General features: G+C 65.2%; 17 protein-coding genes. 1 reads left to right on the top strand and 16 read right to left on the bottom strand.

Annotated elements, in window-relative coordinates; genetic code table 11:
• The 3 genes from VME63_RS09250 to VME63_RS09240 form a co-directional block, all read right to left on the bottom strand.
• Positions 1-1,137: carboxyl transferase domain-containing protein (locus tag VME63_RS09250; RefSeq protein WP_325432532.1), on the bottom strand; the 1,137-nt coding region annotated here is incomplete at its 3' end.
• Positions 1,138-1,281: 144 nt separating this feature from the next.
• Positions 1,282-1,602 (bottom strand): hypothetical protein, encoded by a 321-nt coding sequence (locus tag VME63_RS09245; protein WP_325432530.1) that lies wholly within the window; start codon positions 1,600-1,602, stop codon positions 1,282-1,284.
• Between the two features lie 177 nt (positions 1,603-1,779).
• A complete protein-coding gene (locus tag VME63_RS09240) occupies positions 1,780-2,964 on the bottom strand; it encodes an acetyl-CoA C-acyltransferase (RefSeq protein ID WP_325432528.1) in 1,185 nt (394 codons plus the stop codon).
• 264 nt (positions 2,965-3,228) lie between these two features.
• Here VME63_RS09240 and VME63_RS09235 point away from each other — a divergent pair, with 264 nt between their 5' ends.
• Complete coding sequence (locus VME63_RS09235) at positions 3,229-6,048, top strand: S8 family serine peptidase (protein ID WP_325432526.1); 2,820 nt, start codon at positions 3,229-3,231, stop codon at positions 6,046-6,048.
• 62 nt (positions 6,049-6,110) lie between these two features.
• Here VME63_RS09235 and VME63_RS09230 read toward each other — a convergent pair whose 3' ends face one another.
• The 13 genes from VME63_RS09230 to VME63_RS09170 all read right to left on the bottom strand — a co-directional run bounded on the left by VME63_RS09230 (position 6,111) and on the right by VME63_RS09170 (position 15,331).
• Positions 6,111-7,268, bottom strand: a complete 1,158-nt coding sequence (locus VME63_RS09230) for an isovaleryl-CoA dehydrogenase (RefSeq protein WP_325432524.1) — start codon at positions 7,266-7,268, stop codon at positions 6,111-6,113.
• A 139-nt stretch (positions 7,269-7,407) separates the two neighbouring features.
• A complete protein-coding gene (locus VME63_RS09225; protein ID WP_325432522.1) occupies positions 7,408-7,845 on the bottom strand; it encodes an excinuclease in 438 nt (145 codons plus the stop codon).
• A 58-nt stretch (positions 7,846-7,903) separates the two neighbouring features.
• On the bottom strand, positions 7,904-8,632 hold the full coding sequence (gene fabG, locus VME63_RS09220) for a 3-oxoacyl-ACP reductase FabG (RefSeq protein WP_325432520.1): 729 nt from the start codon (positions 8,630-8,632) through the stop codon (positions 7,904-7,906).
• Positions 8,625-9,092 (bottom strand): hotdog family protein, encoded by a 468-nt coding sequence (locus tag VME63_RS09215; RefSeq protein WP_325432518.1) that lies wholly within the window; start codon positions 9,090-9,092, stop codon positions 8,625-8,627. The genes fabG and VME63_RS09215 overlap by 8 nt, the downstream gene beginning before the upstream one ends.
• On the bottom strand, positions 9,089-10,279 hold the full coding sequence (locus VME63_RS09210) for a beta-ketoacyl-[acyl-carrier-protein] synthase family protein (protein WP_325432516.1): 1,191 nt from the start codon (positions 10,277-10,279) through the stop codon (positions 9,089-9,091). The genes VME63_RS09215 and VME63_RS09210 overlap by 4 nt, the downstream gene beginning before the upstream one ends.
• The gene (locus VME63_RS09205) at positions 10,276-10,995 is read right to left on the bottom strand and encodes a class I SAM-dependent methyltransferase (RefSeq protein WP_325432514.1); all 720 of its coding nucleotides are present in this window, start codon (positions 10,993-10,995) and stop codon (positions 10,276-10,278) included. Before VME63_RS09205 ends, VME63_RS09210 begins: the two co-directional genes overlap by 4 nt.
• Positions 10,992-11,447 carry an acyl-CoA thioesterase gene (locus VME63_RS09200; protein WP_345786034.1) on the bottom strand — a complete coding sequence of 152 codons (456 nt, stop codon included), beginning with the start codon at positions 11,445-11,447 and terminating at the stop codon, positions 10,992-10,994. The genes VME63_RS09205 and VME63_RS09200 overlap by 4 nt, the downstream gene beginning before the upstream one ends.
• Positions 11,437-12,408: a glycosyl transferase gene (locus tag VME63_RS09195; protein WP_325432512.1), complete on the bottom strand. Its 972-nt coding sequence runs from the start codon at positions 12,406-12,408 to the stop codon at positions 11,437-11,439. The genes VME63_RS09200 and VME63_RS09195 overlap by 11 nt, the downstream gene beginning before the upstream one ends.
• Positions 12,405-13,019 carry a hypothetical protein gene (locus VME63_RS09190; protein ID WP_325432511.1) on the bottom strand — a complete coding sequence of 205 codons (615 nt, stop codon included), beginning with the start codon at positions 13,017-13,019 and terminating at the stop codon, positions 12,405-12,407. The genes VME63_RS09195 and VME63_RS09190 overlap by 4 nt, the downstream gene beginning before the upstream one ends.
• A complete protein-coding gene (locus tag VME63_RS09185) occupies positions 13,016-13,561 on the bottom strand; it encodes a hypothetical protein (protein WP_325432509.1) in 546 nt (181 codons plus the stop codon). The genes VME63_RS09190 and VME63_RS09185 overlap by 4 nt, the downstream gene beginning before the upstream one ends.
• Entirely contained in the window at positions 13,558-13,818 is a 261-nt protein-coding gene (locus VME63_RS09180) for a phosphopantetheine-binding protein (RefSeq protein WP_325432507.1), read from the bottom strand. Before VME63_RS09180 ends, VME63_RS09185 begins: the two co-directional genes overlap by 4 nt.
• Positions 13,815-14,609: a lysophospholipid acyltransferase family protein gene (locus tag VME63_RS09175; protein WP_325432505.1), complete on the bottom strand. Its 795-nt coding sequence runs from the start codon at positions 14,607-14,609 to the stop codon at positions 13,815-13,817. Before VME63_RS09175 ends, VME63_RS09180 begins: the two co-directional genes overlap by 4 nt.
• Positions 14,585-15,331 (bottom strand): beta-ketoacyl synthase chain length factor, encoded by a 747-nt coding sequence (locus tag VME63_RS09170; RefSeq protein WP_325432503.1) that lies wholly within the window; start codon positions 15,329-15,331, stop codon positions 14,585-14,587. The genes VME63_RS09175 and VME63_RS09170 overlap by 25 nt, the downstream gene beginning before the upstream one ends.
• Positions 15,332-15,391: the final 60 nt, after the last annotated feature.

The raw sequence follows: 15,391 nt of genomic DNA, 5'->3' as shown, positions 1-15,391 counted from the left end.
GAAGCCGGTGATGTTCTGCAGGAACACCAGCGGCACGTTGCGCTGGTTGCACAGCTCGATGAAGTGGGCGCCCTTGAGCGCGCTCTCGGCGAACAGGATCCCGTTGTTGGCGACGATGCCCACCGGGTAGCCGTGGATGTGGGCGAAGCCGCACACCAGGGTCTTGCCGTAGCGCGCCTTGAATTCGTGGAACTCCGAGCCGTCGACGATGCGTGCGATCACCTCGCGGATGTCGAACGGGCGGCGGGTGTCCTCGGGGATCACGCCGTACAGTTCCTCGGCCGGGTATTTCGGTTCCACCGGTTCGCGCAGCGCCAGCGGCATGGCCTTCCTGCGATTGAGGCTGGCGACGATGTCGCGGGCGATCGCCAGCGCGTGGGCGTCGTTCTCGGCGTAGTGGTCGGCCACACCGGAAATGGACGTATGGACGTCCGCTCCGCCCAGCGTTTCCGCATCGACCACCTCGCCGGTGGCCGCCTTCACCAGCGGCGGGCCGCCCAGGAAGATGGTGCCCTGCTCGCGCACGATGACGGTCTCGTCGCTCATCGCCGGCACGTAGGCGCCGCCGGCGGTGCACGAGCCCATCACCACCGCGATCTGCGGGATGCCCAAGCCCGACATGCGCGCCTGATTGTAGAAGATCCGGCCGAAGTGTTCGCGGTCGGGAAAGACCTCGTCCTGCTTCGGCAGGAAGGCGCCGCCGGAGTCGACCAGGTAGATGCACGGCAGGCGATTTTCCAGCGCCACTTCCTGCGCGCGCAGATGCTTCTTGACGGTCATCGGGAAGTACGTGCCGCCCTTGACCGTCGCATCATTGGCGAGCACGACCACTTCCTGGCCACCCACGCGGCCGATGCCGGCGATCACACCCGCGGCCGGGGCGGCGTCGTCATACATGCCGTGCGCGGCAAGCGGGGAAAGTTCGAGGAAGGGCGAACCCGGGTCAAGCAAGGCGCGGATGCGCTCGCGTGGCAGCAATTTGCCGCGCGCGGTGTGCTTTTCGCGTGCCTTGGCGCCGCCGCCTTCGGCGCTGCGTGCCATCTCTCGCTGCAGATCCTCCACGAGTGAGCGCAGTTGGCTGCTGCTGGCCTGGAATTCCGGGGACTTGGGATCGATCTGCGAGGTTAGGATGCTCATGGCTGCGTACGGCGACCGGCTGGCAAACCGTGGATGATAACGGGGTACGCCGGTCATCGCTAAAGCCGGGCCGGCGGAAGGGCGGCGGACATAAAAAAACCGGCCGCCCATGGGCGGCCGGTTGGGTACGAACCTGCAGAAGGCTTAGTTGCCCTTCTTGGTGTCCTTGGCAGCGTCGCTCTTCATCGCGTTGGCAGCGGCCGGAGCGGTCGAGGCCGGGGCGGCGGCAGCGGTCGAAGCGGGAGCAGCGGCCGGGGCAGCAGCGGTGGAAGCGGGAGCAGCAGCCGGAGCTGCGGCGGTGGAAGCAGCAGCAGCCTTCGAAGCCTGGTCAGCAGCCTGCGAAGCTGCCTGCTGGGCCTGGTCAGCCGACTTCTGCGCGTCCTGCGCGGAATCCTGCGCGCCATTGCTGCAAGCCGCCAGCAGCGCGACGAGCGCAGAGGCGAGAAGGGTACGCGTGAACTTCATGATGGATCTCCTTAGCCGTGGAATGCCAATTGGCGGATTATTAATAGCGCTTTCATCTTAACAACGCTACCGGTTTCAACGAACAACTTTATACCGCATTAAAGCGCCGGCCGAAGTCGGACGACTCGGCCGGTTGCTGCTGACAAGCCCCTCATACGGATCTGAGGTCGGACGTGTTTAGTCCAGGCGCTCGACGGCGATGGCCGTGGCTTCGCCGCCGCCGATGCACAAGGATGCCACACCGCGACGCAATCCGCGGGTTTTCAATGCATTGAGTAAGGTAACGACCAGTCGGGCGCCGCTGGCGCCGATGGGATGGCCCAGCGCGCAGGCGCCGCCGTTGACGTTGAGCTTGTCGTGCGAAATGCCCAGCTCGCGCATCGGTGCCATGGCGACCACGGCAAACGCTTCGTTGACTTCGAACAGGTCCACGTCGGCGACCTTCCAGCCGGCCTTTTCAAGTACTTTGCCGATGGCCGATACCGGCGCGGTGGTAAACCACTCCGGCTCCTGCGAATGCGTGGCGTGGGCCACGATGCGCGCCAGCGGTTTGATGCCGCGCGCCTTGGCGTCGTCCGCCGACAGCAACACGACAGCGGCGGCACCGTCGGAAATGCTCGACGAGCTGGCCGCGGTGATCGTGCCATTTTCCTTGCGGAACGCGGGCTTGAGCGAAGGGACCTTGGCGATGTCCGAGCGGCCGGGCTGCTCGTCGGTATCCACCACCACCTCGCCCTTGCGGCCGGGCACCGTGACCGGAACGATCTCGTCCTTGAACGCGCCCGATGCCTGGGCGGCCTGGGAGCGCTTGACCGACTCGATGGCGAAGGCGTCCTGTTCTTCGCGGCTGAAGTGGTACTTGTCGGCGCACAGCTCGCCGAATACGCCCATGGCCTTGCCGTCGTAGGGATTGGTCAGGCCGTCCCAGGCCATGTGGTCGACCAGCTGGCCGTCGCCGTAGCGGATGCCGGTACGCGCGTTGACCATGTGCGGCGCGTTGGTCATCGACTCCATGCCGCCGGCCACCACCACGGCCGCCGAGCCGGCCTTGATCAAATCATGGCCAAACATGATTGCCTTCATGCCCGAGCCGCACACTTTGTTGACGGTGGTGCAGCCGGTCGCCGGGGGCAGCCCGGCGTGCAGGGCGGCCTGGCGCGCGGGGGCCTGGCCGAGGTTGGCGGGCAGCACGCAGCCCATGATCACCTCGTTGACATCGCCCGCGGCAACGCCGGCTTGTTCGAGTGCCGCGCGAATGGCGGTGGCGCCGAGCTTGGGGGAGGGCACGCCGGTGAACTGGCCGAGGAAAGAGCCGATGGCAGTGCGCTTGGCAGCTGCGATGACAACGCTAACGTCCGACATATGGGGTCTCCGAGGGAGCTTTGGGCGCATCGCGCCCGGGGAAATAACTTGCGAATTATCGCAGCCCTCGATGCATGGCAGCAAACGTAAGTTTTCGTGAGAAATCGCGCCCTCCAGCGGCCTTTCGTTGTGACAAACTGCAGCTGGATAGCGGTAGTCGGATGCCCCGGCTTGGCTGGGGCCGGCGCGGGGCGCGGACCAGCAAAGCTAACTGGGGGCAGGTGGCTTATGGCAGCCGGAATTCATGCATGGCGTCGTCGGGATATGGCGGTGTTGGTGGGGCTGGCGCTGGGGCTTGGCGCATGCGGTGGCGGGGGCGGCAACAGCAACGTCAAGTCACCCTCGCCTTCGCCTTCGCCCTCTTCGAGCACTCCGGTTCCCACGCCGCCCAGCAATGCGCAGCTTGCGTTGACCAATACCTATGCGGCGCAGAAGCAGGGCTATACCGGCGCGGGCATCACCATCGGCGTGGTCGACAGCGGCATCATGCCCAACAACGCCGCGCTGGTAGGGCGCGTGGGCGAGGAGTTCATCGACGTCGATCCGTCGAGCAACAACACCAGCATTCCCGACGTGGTCGGGCACGGCACATGGGTGTCGGAAATCGCAGCGGGTACCTCATTCGCCGGATTCGCCGGCGGCATCGCGCCCGGAGCTTCGCTGGTATCGGCGCGCATCATCGACGACAACGCCCCCGACGACAACGGTTCGACTGCGCCCACCCAGGTCACCAGCAGCGATGCGGCGCCGCTTTTGACGGTAACCCAGCAAATGATCTCGGCCGGCGCGCAGATCATGAACAATTCCTGGGGCGGCATTTCCTGGAGCGCCAGCGATACCGCGACCACGCAAGCGTTCGACCAGGCGTATGCGCCTTTCGTGGAGGGGCACAACGGCCTGGTGGTGTTCGCGGCGGGTAACGATTCGCAGGCCAACCCCAGCACCATTGCCTCGCTGCCCACGGTCGCCAACGACCCCGCCTTGCAGAAAGGCTGGCTGGTCGCCGTGGCCCTGAACAGTAACAGCCCCACCCAACTGGACAGCTATTCGAACCAATGCGGCAACGCGATGGCCTACTGCCTGGCCGCACCCGGCGATGTGATCGTGCTGGACAAGGACACCACCACCAGCACCAGCAACCCGACCTATTACATCGTGGAGGGTACGTCGTTTGCCGCGCCGGAGGTGTCCGGCGCGGCAGCGCTGGTGTGGCAGGCGTATCCGTATTTCTCCAACTACCTGGTGCAGCAGACCCTGCTGGGCACGGCCACGCCCCTGGGCGGTTCGCAGCCGAACCCCACCTTCGGCTACGGCGTGCTCAACGTCGGTGCGGCGGTGAACGGTCCGGAGCAATTGAACTGGGGCAATGTCGAGGTCGGTTTTAGCGGAACCTCAAGCTGGAATAATCCGATTTCCGGCGCGGGCGGATTGATCCTGGATGGCCCCGGTACGCTCACCTTGAGCCAGCCTTCCACCTATACCGGCGGCACCACGGTGAACGGCGGTACCTTGAACGCGGTATCGCTCAATTCGAGCGCCACCATCGCGTCGAACGGGACGCTGGCGATCACCGGCAACTCCTCCACTTCGACGGTGCCGTTGATCAATGGCGCGGTGAACAACAGCGGGGCGCTGGTGGTCGGCAGCACCAACCTCACCATGACCGGCACATACACGCAGTCGGGCGGGCGTTTGGCCGTGCCGCTGGGTTCTTCGCTGCAGGTCACCGGCGGCGCCACGCTTAGCCATAGCGCGGCGCTTTACGTCTATGGCGCCGACAGCGGCTATCAGATCAATTCGCATACCGAAGTGTTGTTGACGAGCGCGGGCCTCAGCGGAACGTTCTCCTCATTGACATGGGCATCGGGCGTGGCGCTGCAGGCGACCCTGCAGTACGGGCCGTACGATGCCTATCTCAACGTGACCAGCGTAAACCTCACGCAGATCCAGGGCCTGCAGTATTCCTCGGCGACGTACGCCGCCGCGCAACGCGTGCAAAGCGCCTTCAATACCGTCAGTAGCGTGATGCAGAGCGGTGCCGCCGCACAGGCGCTGCCGAGCAGCTTCGTCAGCGGCGCCGGAAGCATCCAGCAGGCGCCCTCGGTCGCGGCGCTACAGCAGTCGTTGAACAGCCTTTCCGGCCAGATGTATGCGGCAAGCGCGGCGATGACGTTCGAGGCGATCGATGCCGATACGCAGGCGCTGTCCGATCGCTTCGATGCCTTGCTTGATCATCCGCAGGTGCTCGTTTCGGGCAAGTTCCAGAGCTGGACGCAGAACCTGGGCTACCAGGGCAGTTTCTCGCGCAGCGGTTACGACAGCCTTGGCTTCCAGCTCAACGGCAACATGATCGGCGGCGATCGCAGTGTGGGTAACGGCGGTATCGTCGGTTACGCGCTGAGCCAAAGCCGAGGGCTGGGCAATCTCGCGCAGACCGCGGACCAGGGCTACAGCCGTGCACTGGAAGGCATGGTGTACGGCGGCCTGGTGCAGGGCAATGGATATGTGATGGGGCGCCTGGGTGTCGGCAGCGACTGGCAGGACACGCGTCGCGAGCTGATTCTGGGCACGCAGACCGCCGGCGTATCGAGTTTCAGCAACGGCAGTTACGAGGTGGCCTATGGCGAAAGCGGTTATCGCTTCAACTTGGGCAACTGGAAACTCACGCCGTTCTCCAGCCTCGAATATGCCGACGTCAACCGTGATGGTTTCAACGAACTGGGCGGCGATGGCTTCGGCCTGGCGTCTGGCGCGCAATCCATCCAGCGCTGGCAGGGTGGACTTGGGGTACGCGGTTCGCGCGAGTGGAGGATGGCTAACGGTACCTCGCTCAGCTTGCAGGCCAGACTGCTGTGGGAGGATGCCTTCGCCATGCACGGCGTATCGCCCTATGCCAGCTTCACGGCGTTGGAGCAGTTTACGCCGGTCGATGGTATCGGCTTGTCGCGCTATGGCAGCGTGGCGGGGCTGGCGCTGAACTGGGAATTTTCCAAGCGCTCCAATCTATCGTTCGGCCTGAACGAATACGACGCGCAGCGCGAGCATGCCACCATGGGAACGCTCGATTACAGTTTGCGGTTCTGATTTGGCCGGGTAAAAAAGCCCGCCATCGGCGGGCTCGTTGGTCGGTGCGTCAAGACCCGGTTTCAGTACTTGCCGTGGAACAACTCGCGCCCGATCAGCATGCGGCGGATTTCATTGGTGCCTGCGCCGATCTCGTAAAGCTTGGCATCGCGCAGCAGGCGTCCGGCCGGGAATTCGTTGATATAGCCGTTGCCGCCCAGCGTCTGGATCGCTTCCAGCGCCACTTTTACCGCGCTCTCCGATGCATTGAGCAAGCAGGCGGCCGGGTCGATGCGCGACTTGATGCCGGCATCGAATTGGCGCGCAACCATGTACGCAAAGCCGCGCGAAGCTTGCAGTGCGGTGTACATGTCGGCGATCTTCGCCTGCATCACGCCGAAGGTGCCGATCGGCGCGTTGAATTGCTTGCGCTCGCGCACGTAGGGCAGGGCCAGGTCCAGCGCCGCCTGCATCAGGCCGATGGGGCCGCCCGACAGCACCAGGCGCTCGGTGTCCAGGCCGCTCATCAGCACGCGCACGCCTTCGTTGACTTCGCCGACAATGTTCTCGGCGGGAATCTCGCACTGGTCGAACACCAGTTCGCAGGTGTTGGAGCCGCGCATGCCGAGCTTGTCCAGCTTTTGCGCGGTGCTGAAACCCTTCATGCCCTTTTCGATGATGAAGGCGGTCATGCAGCGGCTGCCCGCCACGCGCGGGGCGGTGCGCATGTAGACCAGCAGCACGTCGGCATCGGGGCCGTTGGTGATCCACATCTTCGAGCCGTTGGCGACCCATACGTCGCCGTGCAGTTCGGCCTTGCATTGCATCGAGCCGACCACGTCCGAACCTGCGCCCGGTTCGCTCATCGCCAGCGCGCCGACATATTCGCCCGTGCACAGCTTGGGAATGTATTTGCGCCGTTGCGCTTCGTTGCCGTTATGGAACACGTTCTGCACGCAAAGGTTGGAATGCGCGCCGTAGGAAAGACCGACCGAGCCGGACGCGCGGGAGATTTCCTCCATCGCTACCATGTGTGCGAGAAAGCCCAGGCCGGTGCCGCCGTATTCCTCGGGGATGGTCATGCCCAACAGGCCCAGCTCGCCCATCTTGTGCCACAAATCGTGCGGAAACTGGTTCTCGCGATCGATGTGATCGGCGCGCGGGGCGATCTCCTTTTCCGCGAAGGCGTGCACGCTTTCGCGCAGCAGGTCGATCTCTTCACCGAGGGGAAACGGGCGCATCACAAACTCCGGGGACGGGAAACGGTAGCCGGGCAATTGTAGCGCAGGCGCCGTCATGGCCCCTTGATGCGGCGCATCAGGGGGTTGTTCATGTATGGCCAGGTCGTACGCCGGCGAGCGGCGCAGGCCTTCGCGCGGCTTACTGCACTTTGGCCAGCTTGGCCTTCAGCACCACCCCGGACATCAGGAAGCCGACGTGGCATTCGTAGTTCTGCGGGTCGCTGTAGACATTGCCAAAGTCGCTCACGATGTCCACCACCGCGTTGGCGCCGGCCTTTTTCGCTTCGTCCTGCAGGGCGATCAACACCGACTGCAGTACCCAGTCGCAGGTTTTCTGGTCGGCCTTGCCGAACGCGTTGGTGCGGCGGGTGATTTCGATGTCGTCGTTGACGATGGTGACCTTGCCGTCCGGTTGATGGCCGGCCAGGTAGAACTTCACGGTGCCATCGAGCTTGCCGCTTTGCGTGGCGGCGTTGACGCCGTTCGCGAAGGGGAAATGCACGACCTTGTCCGCCGCCAGCACCAGGCCGGGGGTGGCGAACAGCAGGGCGGAGAGTGCCAGTTGCTTCGCTTTCATGCAGATCGATCTCCTTTGGTGAGCGTGATGGGCCATGGGCGCGTTGCGCACGGTAGGTTCAACACAAGCCGCCGTTCACCGCCAGCACCTGGCGCGTGATGTAGGCCGCTTGCGGACTCAGCAGAAACTGCACGGCGGCGGCGACTTCATCCGCGGTGCCGGCGCGTTGCATGGGTATGGCCTTGATGATTTCCTGGACAGGTACGTCTTCGCCAAGCATGTCGGTGTCGATCAAGCCCGGCGCGACGCAATTGACGGTGATCTTGCGCTTGGCCAGTTCCACGGCCAACGCCTTGGCCGCGCCGATCACGCCGGCCTTGGAGGCGCTGTAGTTCACCTGGCCGCGATGGCCGATCAAGCCCGACACCGACGTGATGCACACGATGCGCCCGGCGCTGCGGCGGCGGATCATGGGCATGACCAGGGGATGCAAGACGTTGTAGAAGCCGTCGAGGTTGGTGCGCAGCACCTGGTCCCAATCGTCCTCGCTGAGCGCGGGAAAGGCGCCGTCGCGCGTGAGCCCTGCGTTGCACACGACGCCGTAATACGCGCCGTGCGCCGCTACATCCGCTTCGAGCGTGGCCGCGCAGGCGGCGCGGTCGGAAACGTCACATTGCAGGATACGAGCGTTGCGGCCCAGCGCGGCAACCGCGCCGCGCACCTGCTCGGCTTCATCGCGCCGGCTGCGGCAATGCAGGACCAGGTCGTAGCCGGCGCTGGCCAGCCGCAACGCGATGGCGCGGCCGATGCCGCGGCTGGAGCCGGTTACCAGGATCGTGTCAGTCATGCATCGGCTCTCCGGCAAGCTGTTGGAAAAAAGCGTCCGCGTCGTGCGGTCGGTATACGGTCAGGCGCGCTTGGGCGTGGATCCCGGGCGCATCGATGCGGCAGGTGAACACGCCCATGCCGTGTTCGTCGTGAAAGCTGCGAACCGCTTCCACGCGCAGCTGCGCATGGGCCGGAAACGCCTCCACGTTGCAGGCGTAGTGCCGCGTGCCGAGCAGGAAGCCCAGTTGCACCGCTTGCTGTTGCGCGCGCGCGCAGCAGCCGGCCCATGCGGCAATGCCTTGCGCCATCAGCTCCACGCCGACCCACGCGGGCAGGCTGCCATCGGCATCGACAAACAGTGCGCCGGGCCGCACGGTCCGCGTACACACGATGCGTTCGGCTTCCACGTGCTCGATACGATCGAGCAGAATCATCTCGCCCGCATGCGGCAGTACCTCGGCGATCGGCCACGGTTTCATGCCGGGTCACCGAGGATCAGGCTGCTGTTGTTGCCGCCGAAAGCGAACGAATTGCTCATCAAGTAGCGGCGGCCGCCCGTGGGCAGATGATCGCCGACTCGCACGAAGGCGAGCGCCGGCAGTGCCGGATCGGCTTGTTCATCCCATATGTGCGGAGGCAGCCGGCGCTTGGCGCGGTCGTCGATGAGGCTTAGCCAGCAAAACGCCGCTTCCAGCGCGCCGGCCGCCGCCAGCGTGTGGCCGGTCAGCGACTTGGTGGACGAGCACGGCACGGGGCGCCCGAACAGCGAGGCCACGGCCTGGCTTTCCATGCTGTCGTTGTGCTCGGTCGCGGTGCCGTGCAGATTGACGTAATCGATCTGCGATGCATCGAGGCCGGCGTTGCGCAGCGCGTTGCGCATGGCGGTTTGCGCGCCGGTCCCTTGCGGATCGGGCGAGGACATGTGGTAGGCGTCGGAGCTGGCGCCGCCGCCCAGCAGTTGCACGGGGCCGCGTTCGCGCGTCATCAAAAACAGTGCCGCCGCCTCGCCAATGTTGATGCCGCGCCGATGCCTGGAAAACGGATCGCACGGCTGCATGTCCACCGCTTCGAGCGCATGGAAGCCGTTGATGGCCAGGCGGCATAGCGTGTCCACGCCACCGCACAGCACTGCATCGCAAAGGCCGAGCTTGAGCAGGCGTTGCGCGCTCAGCAACGCGCGCGCGCCGGACGTGCACGCGGTGGAGATGCTGTAGCTGGGGCCGCCCAACGCCAGCCATTGGGCCAGGAACGCCGCGGGCGCACCCAGTTCCTGGTGCGCGTAGCGGTAATCGGGCGGCCACGTACCGTCGCGGCGGTAGGCGGCGATACCGTTGGTGGCTTCCTCGATGCCGGTGGTGCTGGTACCGAGCACCACGCCGATGCGTGCGTGGCCGTAGTGGGCGATGGCGGCGCGGATGTCCGTTTCGATTTCCTGCGCGGCGGCGAGCAGTAGCCGGTTGTTGCGGTTGTCGCGCGTGCCAGCCAGCGCTTGGGGAATCGGCGGCAGCGGCACCTCCACGGCACCCAGTGGCGGCGCATGGCCGGGAATCCAGCCTTCACGCTTGCAAATACCGTGGCGTGCGCCTGTAAACAGCGCCTTCGCCACGGCAGCCTTGCCCGCACCGAGGCTGCACACGATGCCCAGGGCATTCAAATACGCGTTCATGCGAGCCTGGGCTTGCGTACGGCGGCGTTGACCAGGGTTTCCTCGCGCTGGCCCGGTGGGGGCGGCGCGCGCAGGCCCCAGCGTTCCAGCAGGCCGAAATCCTTCGAGCGGCTCCACCACAGGTAGGGAAAGGAGACATTGCCGGCGGAGAATTGGAAGCCTTGCGAGCGCAGCATCGCAAGGTATTCGTCAGCGCTTTTCTGCACCTGCATCGGGTGGCGGAAAAACCAGCGGATCACCCAGGTATCGATGTACGCCTTGGTGGATTCGGCGAACAGCAGCAACCCTCCGGGTTTGAGCACGCGCCAGAACTGTGCGAGCGCGCGTTCCTGCTCCACCAGATGGTGAAAGGTCTGGTGGCAGAACACGACATCGACGCTGGCATCGGGCAGTGGAATCGTCGCGCAATCGGCGGCGAGCAATTCCACGGCGATGCCCTCGCGGCCGGCTTCCGCTTCGGAAAGCGCCAGGCTGTGCGGATCGGCATCCAGCCCCAGCATGCGCGTGGGCTGGAACGCGTCACGAAGCAGCCGGAAGGATTTGCCTTGCCCGCAGCCCACGTCGAGCAGGCTGCCGCCTTGCGGCAGCGGTTCGCCGATCAGGCGCTTCAAATCGTTGATCGCCACGCGCAGCACATGGTGTTGCCAGGTATGCGTGGCCAGGAAACGAAAGCCGATGCGGGTTTCTTCGACGTAAGTGGGGCTGGCGTAGTTCATGGCGCGGAATGAGGTAGGTGCGAAGCATCGCGAAGCCGGCGTTCGACCGCATCGGTGAACACCTCGGGAGACACCAGTTGCATCTCGCCGTTGGCGAGCTTGACAGCGACCTGCACCGTACTGGCACGGGTAAGGCGTTGGCCGGAGGCGGCGTCCTGGATCAGGTAATGGATCAGCAGGCGGTTCTGCCATTCGACCAGGTCCGCGCGGGCGGCGAGGCGCTGGCCGAAACGCGCGGCCTGCACGTAGCGCAACTGCAGGTCGATCACCGGCCACGCATAGCCGGAGGCTTTCATTTGCGTGTAGTTGTGGCCGATCTGGTCGAGCAGCGCGCAGCGCGCCACTTCCAGATACTTTACGTAGTGGCCATGCCAGACCACGTTCATCGAATCGACATCGAAAAAGGGCACCACGATGTCCACGGTGGTATGCAGTACGCCACTAGTGCGCATCGCGGGCCTCCTCCGGCGGGACAGGTTGCCAATACGCGTAGAAATTGAACCACTGCTGCGGTGCGATCAAGCATTGCCGCGCAAGGTGGTCGGCATAGCGTTGCACCCATTCGAAGATGGCTTCATCGCGCCGCCCATGCTGCCACTGCGCCGCATCGAGAAAACGATCCAGATAGATGCGGTAGCGGCCTTCCACCTTCAGGCAGCACAGCAGGTTTACCGGGCAGCGCAGCAGGCCGGCCAGCAGCCATGGGCCTTGCGGAAACGCGGCCGCATGGCCGAGGAAATCCACCGTGACGCGCCGTCCATCGTGCAGCGGCACGCGATCGCCGGCGATCGCCAGCCATTCGCCGCGCTCCAGACGTTGCGACAGATCCATCATCATTGCCGTATCCAGTTCGCTCACCTGGATCAGCCGCATGCTGCGATCGCCGGCCTCGCCCAAGAGACGGTTGAACTGCGCCACATGGCGATTGTGCACCAGCACGTTGAGCGGCACCTGTTCGCTCAGTTCCGCCATCGCGCGGCAGACATCGGGGTTGCCAAGATGCGTGACGACCAGCATTTCCCCGCGCCCGCCATGCTGGCTGCGCAGCAGGCGCGCGCGCACGCCGGTAGGATCGACCAATTGCACCTGTTCGAACCGCAGCCGCCCACGCCACACATCCAGCCGATCGAGCAAGTTGTCGGCGAAGGCGATGAACTGGCCGAACACGCGGCCCTGCGTGGGACGCAGCGCATCGTTGCCGCTCCAGGCGGCCAGATACGCCTGGTACTGGCCGATATTGCGCCGCGCGCTGCGCGCCGACGCAAAGAAATACAGCACGATCAGGTAAAGCACCGGCGCCAGCAGGCGGCGTCCGAATACGCGCACGCTGAATGCGGTCAGACGCATCAGGAAAAGGCTGCCGCGCTCCTTGTGCGCGGACCAGTGGCGTTCCTGCACCACTTGTTCGTTCATGACGCGGCACTCCATGCCAGGCGACCCGAAGAATACGCTTGCTCGCCATGGCGATAAGCGAAGTGCAATTTACGCCGCAAAGGGTCGTGATGAAAGCACAGCTCGACCCGGTCACCAGGGCGCAGCAATTGCTGGAATTTCAGCGCTTCCATGACCGTGCAGCGCACAGGTGTGCCAAGACGCGGCGACGCCATCGACAACGCCCACGCCACTTGCACGGCGCCGGGCAATACTGGCGCCTTTGGAAAATGGCCGGGGAAATAGATCAGGTCGAGCGGAATGCGCAGCGCCAGCGTCCAGGCGCCATCGCGTTCGTGTTCGTGCTCCAGCAGCGCATCGCGCGGCAGCGGCGCCTGTAGCAGGGCATCGATCTGCGAGGCGGAAACCAGGCTTGGCATGTCATCGAACAGCCGAAAGATCAGGCTCGCGCCAACATGCTGTTGCAACGTATCGGCCACGAGTTGCCGCCCTTGGCGGCACAGCGCATCGACGCCTTCGCGCGTGAGCGCAACCAACGCGCCCGGCGTGCCGGCGGCATCGCCGCACTGCGCATCGTCCACCCATGGATGAGTGCGAAGGCGGCGGGCGATGTGCGCCAGGTCCAAGCTCACGCTACAGCCCTCAGGCGGCGTCGCAGCAGCCATTCGCCCACGAACAGCGTGCCCATGATGAAATACACGATCAGGCCGTTGTAAAGCGTCCACCAGGCCAGTGGCGCCCACAGCGTGAGCGCGGCCGAGAGCACGCCATTGAAGACAAAGAACCACACCCACACCCACGTGACCTTGCGCGTATAGGGAATGGCTGCGTCAGGCAGGTCCGGTTCGCGCACGCGCGCGATGCGCTCCACCAGCGGCGGTCCGTAGATCAGGCTCAAGCCGAACGCGCACAGCAGCAGCCCGCTGATCAGCGTGGGGTACCAGCGTTCCAGGGCATCGTTGCCGCTGAAGGCAAGCAACGCGCAATAGGCGAGCGCCGCACCCAGCATCAGCTTGCCGCCGGGCTGCTTCACCAGGCTTGGCGCACGGATCAGCCAGATCGCGCCCAGCGCCAGCGCGAACATCGGCGGCGGCACGCGGTCCATGCCGAAATACACCACGAACGGGTACAGCACGCCCACCAGTGGCAACAGGATGGAGGAGATTTTGCTCATGCGGTCCGCTGCGCCTGCACGAAGGCGGCGAGGTGGGCGACAGTGGTGAAGTGCTGGCGCGCGTCCCTGGAATCGGAGGCGATGCGAATGTCGTAGCGCTTCTGCAACGCCAGCGCCAGTTCCAGCGCGTCCACCGAATCCAGGCCCAGGCCTTCGCCGAACAGCGGCAGCGTGGGTGGGATGTCTTCCACCGTCACATCTTCGAGGTTGAGGGTGTCGATGATCAGTTGGGCGATTTCCTGCTGCAAGTCGTTCACGATGACCCAAGCTCCTTGAGAAAGAGGCGATGCAGATGCGCGTTGAGCCGGCGCGAGGCGATCGGTGCCGGCGCATCGGCGGTGTAGGATGCCGGCACGATGTCCTGACCAACGCGCAAGGTTACGCGCACGCGGCGTTCGGGAATGCGATACCAGGGTTCGGCCTTGGTCAACGTGGTAGGCGCCACGCTGATGAACACGGGCGTGACGATACGCGCGCCGCGCAGCGCAATGGCCGCCGCCCCCCGGTGGAACACCGGCGCCTGGCCCGGTTTGGTGCGCGTACCTTCGGGAAAGACGATCAGCGTCTGCCCTTCGCGCAGCGCATCGGCGGCCTTTTCCAGCATGTCGGGGCTACCGTTGTTGCTGATGTAGTGTGCGCGGTATACCGGGCCGCGCGTGAACGGATTGCGCCACAGGCTTTCCTTGACGATGCAGTTGGCATCGCGGATATGCGCGATCAGGAACACCACGTCGATCAGCGAGGGATGGTTGGCGATGATCATCTGGCCTGCCCGGCCCAGCCGATCCATGCCATGGAAGTCATAGTCCAGCACGCCGCTGCGATACATGAACCGCACGTGCAGGTAGAACGCCCTGCTGATTGCCGCGCGCACGCGGCGGCGGCGCGTACGCGCATCGCCCGGCAATGCACCCAGCAAAGGCAGCACGAGCAGGCGCAGCACCAGGCCGCCCAGGCCGAACAGCACGAAGCTGGCGCCGGTGGCGCACAGCCGCCAGGCATAATTGCCCGCGCCGGAGCGAGCTAGGGGATTCGCTGCCAGATCCATCGACGTGCTTTCCATGTGTGTACCAGGGTGTCGCGTTGCGTGTGTTGTGCGCCGACCCATGCCAGCGCGTGCGGCCATGCGGCGGCGCCGGCCTCGCCCTCGACCGCTGCCAGGCGCAACCGCCAGCGTGTGCCCTCCCGTGCATCGCCGCTTGCGTCGATGCTCCCCACTCGCAAGGCCAGAGCATACGAAAACGGTACGTCCTCGATCCACTCGTCGTAGGCCGCGGGCGGGCGTTCCTCGGCCATCACCACCAGCACGGACGGAGCACCATCGCCCAACAGCCCGGCCGCTTCCACCATGGCGTGTTCGAACGTATCGGCTTCGCCGGCGATGGCCGTGGATTCGCCGCGCTGGCCGCGCAGGATCGACCACTGCCCGGCGATCGCGTTGTGCACGGACAGGCCGAACTGGGTGGGCGACAGGGGCTGGCTTTGCGCCACCTCGCCAAGCAGGGCGTACGTGCGGGGCGTCTCGCCGTGGCGGGAGGCAAAGACCAGCGGCAGCTGTTCATCGTCGCCGCATAGCGGCCACGCGACGTGCATGGTCATGCGCGCCAGCCGGCTGAGCCGGCGGCGCTGCATGGCGGGCAGGAAATCGCAGGACGGCTGCGCATCGCCGTCATTCACGCGCACGGGGTTTTCCGCCCAGGCGCGCCACGCCTCCTCGCTATCCAATCCCGGCGCCCAGGCGCGCCATTGTTCGATGTGGAAGTCCATCATGTGATGTCCCCAACGCTCCGCGCCTTCCTCTGCGAGCAGGGGAAGGTTGGAAGGGTGGCA

The sequence above is a fragment of the Dyella sp. genome (assembly GCF_035503745.1).
Lineage (GTDB): Bacteria > Pseudomonadota > Gammaproteobacteria > Xanthomonadales > Rhodanobacteraceae > Dyella_B.
This window is presented reverse-complemented; position numbering and strand designations above follow the sequence as displayed.